The sequence below is a fragment of the Streptomyces sp. SID3343 genome (assembly GCF_009865215.1).
Taxonomy (GTDB): domain Bacteria; phylum Actinomycetota; class Actinomycetes; order Streptomycetales; family Streptomycetaceae; genus Embleya.
Genome location: NZ_WWJX01000233.1, coordinates 1 through 3,631, shown reverse-complemented (window position 1 = coordinate 3,631; position 3,631 = coordinate 1). Strand labels below are relative to the sequence as shown.

4 protein-coding genes are annotated in these 3,631 nt (G+C 72.6%); 3 read left to right on the top strand and 1 reads right to left on the bottom strand.

The window, feature by feature from the left end; translation table 11 throughout:
• Positions 1-72 precede the first annotated feature (72 nt).
• Positions 73-657, bottom strand: coding sequence for a TetR/AcrR family transcriptional regulator (locus tag GT354_RS08485; RefSeq protein ID WP_161355647.1), 585 nt, complete (start codon positions 655-657; stop codon positions 73-75).
• Positions 658-817: 160 nt separating this feature from the next.
• Between GT354_RS08485 and GT354_RS08480 the strand changes: the two genes are divergently transcribed.
• From GT354_RS08480 to GT354_RS08470, 3 genes are all read left to right on the top strand, one after another.
• Positions 818-1,669, top strand: coding sequence for a hypothetical protein (locus tag GT354_RS08480; protein WP_161355648.1), 852 nt, complete (start codon positions 818-820; stop codon positions 1,667-1,669).
• A gap of 155 nt (positions 1,670-1,824) precedes the next feature.
• On the top strand, positions 1,825-2,910 hold the full coding sequence (locus tag GT354_RS08475) for an epoxide hydrolase family protein (RefSeq protein ID WP_161355646.1): 1,086 nt from the start codon (positions 1,825-1,827) through the stop codon (positions 2,908-2,910).
• 222 nt (positions 2,911-3,132) lie between these two features.
• The gene (locus GT354_RS08470) at positions 3,133-3,564 is read left to right on the top strand and encodes a type II toxin-antitoxin system PemK/MazF family toxin (protein WP_161355645.1); all 432 of its coding nucleotides are present in this window, start codon (positions 3,133-3,135) and stop codon (positions 3,562-3,564) included.
• The last annotated feature ends 67 nt before the right edge of the window (positions 3,565-3,631 follow it).

The window sequence follows — 3,631 nt, the reverse complement described above, 5'->3', positions numbered from 1 at the left end:
TGGCCGAGCTGCGCTGACGCGACGGCTCCCGGCTTCGCGGGCCCGGGCCGAGGCGCGCCGACGGGGCGCTCCTCAGGTCTGGGGCTGCGCGGGTCCCGCGAACAGGGTGCCCGCCAGGCCCCGGAAGGTGGCGGCCGGGTCGACGTCGGTGCGGACCGAGCCCGACAGGTACAGGCTCGCGTAGCCGTGCGCGAGCGACCACGCGGCCAGGACCGCCTGGTCGCCGTCGCCGCGGCGGTCGTCGGGGACGCCCAGGACGCCGGCGCGCAGCGACGCCCCGGCGCGTTGCTTCTGGTCGATCAACTCCGCGTCGGTCTCGTCGACGACCTGCGCACGGTTCATCACCTCGAAGTGGCCCGGGTGGGCCAGCGCGAACAGCACGTACCGCACGCCCAGTTCGCGCAGCGCATCCAGGCCCCCCGGCTCGATCTCGGCAAGCGCGTCCGCGAGCAGCCCGTAGCCCTCGGCGGCGATCGCGGTGAGCAGCCCGGTCTTGTCGCCGAAGTGGTGGGCGGGCGCGGCGTGCGAGACGCCGGCGCGGCGGGCGAGGTCGCGCAGGCTGATCGCGTTCACTCCCTCCTGCGTCACGACGTCGAGCGCGACGCTGAGCACGGCTCGGCGTAGATCGCCGTGGTGATAAGGGCGTCGAGGCGTCATATGTCGATCGTACCGTCAATCTAGTCATTGACAAGTTCCCGCTGTGCGCACAATCTAGGCAGTGGCAAGTTCTACGGGAGGATGCGACATGGGCAAGAACACGAGCACCGGCGCCGATACGGCCCCGACCACGAACGTCGACCTCGGCCTGGTTCGCCGGATGTGGCAGACGCTGGAGCCGTTGCACGCGCTGAACTACTACTCGCCACAGATGTTCGAGGAGGCGAAGGCGCTCGGCTACGCCGTGGAGGAGCGCTGGCCGTCCTACTTCGCGATGCGGGCCGCGGCGCTCGGGCCGGTCTCGGCCGAGGTGGTGGCGGCGACCTTCTACAGCTTCAGCCCCGCCATGGTCGAGCGCTACGTGCCACGCGCCTGGGAGATCGCCGACCCGGGCGCGGTGGTGGCCGCCCGGCTGCGTTCCGTCGACGCGACGCTGCGCTCGGCGCTCGACAGGCGGGTGGACGCTCCGGAGATCGCCGAAGCCGCGGCGTCGGCCCGGCAGGTGGCGGAGTCCGCCGACACCGCGGGCCGACCGCTCGCCGCCGCGCACCAGGCACTGCCGTGGGCCGACGAGCCGCACGTGGTGCTGTGGCAGGCGATCACGATCCTGCGCGAGCACCGCGGCGACGGGCACCTGGCCTCGCTGCTCGCCCACGATCTCGACGGTGCCGAGGCCCTGGTCTCGCACAGCGCCGCCGGCGCCGCACCGGCCGAGGTGTTCGCCAGTCGTGGCTGGACCACCGACGAATGGGACGCGGCCCGCGACCGCCTCGCGGCCCGCGGCTGGGTGAACGCCGACGGCACCGCGACCGAGGCGGGCATCGCCGGACGCGGCTCGGTGGAACGCCTCACCGACGAACTCGCCGCGCGACCGTGGGCGACGATCGGCCCCGAACGCATGGCACGTCTCGCGGAGATCGTGCTGCCGGCGGTCATGGCGGCGATCGGCACGGGGCTGCTGCCGATGCAAACGACCCTGGGAATCGGCATGACGTACGCCCACCAGAACTGACCGAAACCACGAGCGGGCCCGGGCGGCAAACACCCGGGCCCGCTCGTCGCGAATATAGTAGCCATGTACTTAATAGCCATGTACTTTATCTCTCGTGAGGCAGGGACAGCGCCCCACCCGCCACCCGAGGCCCGCGCACCGCCAGGAGCACACCCGTGATCACCCCTTTCCGTATCGACGTCCCCCAGGCCGAGCTCGACGACCTGTTCGACCGCCTGGACCGCACCCGCTGGCCCGACGAACTACCCGACGCCGGCACCGACTACGGCGTGCCGTTGGAGCGCGTGCGGACACTGGCCGAGTACTGGCGCACGTCCTACGACTGGCGCGCGCACGAGGCCCGGATGAACGCGTGGCCGCAGTTCACCACCGGGATCGACGGCGAGAACGTGCACTTCCTGCACATCCGCTCGGCCGATCCCCAAGCGCTGCCGCTGATCCTCACGCACGGCTGGCCCGGCTCGGTGGTGGAGTTCCTGGACGTGATCGGCCCGCTGTCCGAGGAGTTCCACGTCGTCGTCCCCTCGATCCCCGGCTTCGGCTTCTCCGGCCCCACCCACTCGCGCGGCTGGGACGTCGAGCGGGTCGCCCGGGCCTGGGCCGTGCTGATGGACCGGCTCGGCTACGACCGCTACGGCGCGCAGGGCGGCGACTGGGGATCGGGGATCTCCCGGGCACTGGGCGTGGTCGCCCCCGACAACGTGGTCGGCATCCACGTCAACTACCTGCCCACCCCGGCCCCGCGGACCCCGGGCGCGCGGGACGGCCTGTCCGAGGAGGACCTGTCCCGCCTGGCGCAGATCGAGCACTACCTGGCCCACCAGCCCGGGGCCCGGGTCGTGCAGGCCACCCACCCGCAGACCGTGGCGTACGCGCTGACCGACTCGCCGGTGGGGCAACTGGCCTGGATCGCCGACCGGTTCGACGACTGGGCCGACCCGGCATCGGCGATCTCGGCGGATCACATCGTGTCCGACGTCATGCACTATTGGCTCAACGCGAGCGCGGGTTCGTCGGCCCGCCTGCACCACGAGAGCGGCACGGGATTTTGGCCGTGCGGGCAGCCGATGGGCGTGGTCGTGTTCGCCCACGACATCACCCGGTCGATCCGGGCGTTCGCCGAACAGAGCTACCGGATCACGCACTGGAGCGAGTTCGACCGCGGCGGCCACTTCGCCGCGATCGAGGCGCCCGAGCTGTTCGTGCAGGACGTGCGCACGTTCTTTCGCGGCGTGCGGTGATCGAAGCGGTCCGGCCCACACGCGCCGGGGGCGACGGGCGGATCCGGCCGAACGGCTCGGCGCGGCAAGGTGGTTCGGCCCCGGTGCGCGCACGCGCGAGCAGGGGAGCGAACCGCCGGGTGCGTGTCGGGGGGGACCACCCACGTGCGCACGCGCGGGTCGGGGCCGGGAAACCGGGGGTCCTTCGTCGTCGACGGGCCGCCGTGGGGTAGACAGCACGCCATGAAAACCCTCGTACCGGTCCTCCTCGTCGCGCTCGTCGTCGCCGCGGGCCTGGTCCTGTTCTACCTCCGCCGGCAACGCACCGCGGCGGCGCCGACTCCGGCGGGACGCGGCGGCCGACCCGCCCCGGGACAGATCTGGTTCGCCGCCGTCCCCTTCGACGAGGGCGACGACGCCAAGGACCGCCCGTGCCTGGTCGTGCGGGTGGGGCCGCGCGGCGCCGAGGTGCTCAAGATCACCAGTCGGGACCAGAGCGCCCGCGACCGCTACATCCGCATCCCGACCAAGACCTGGGACCCCGACGCCGACCATCGCAGCTGGTTGGAAACGCAGCCGCTGCGCACGATCGGCCACAGCGCCTTCCGGCGCCCGCTCGGCGTGTGCGACAAGCGGATCTGGACCCGGATCGCGCGCACCCACCGGGTGGGCTGAGCCGACTCGAACCCGGCGCGGGCGAGCGGGCCTCGGTCGGGCTCGGCGAGTGAGCCCCCCGGGGGCC

Bases quoted from the DNA above. Each gene is read 5' to 3' on its own strand.
- GT354_RS08480 (WP_161355648.1), top strand. From the start codon at position 818: ATGTGGCAGACGCTGGAGCCGTTGCACGCGCTGAACTACTACTCGCCA.
- GT354_RS08485 (WP_161355647.1), bottom strand. From the start codon at position 657: ATGACGCCTCGACGCCCTTATCACCACGGCGATCTACGCCGAGCCGTG.
- GT354_RS08470 (WP_161355645.1), top strand. From the start codon at position 3,133: ATGAAAACCCTCGTACCGGTCCTCCTCGTCGCGCTCGTCGTCGCCGCG.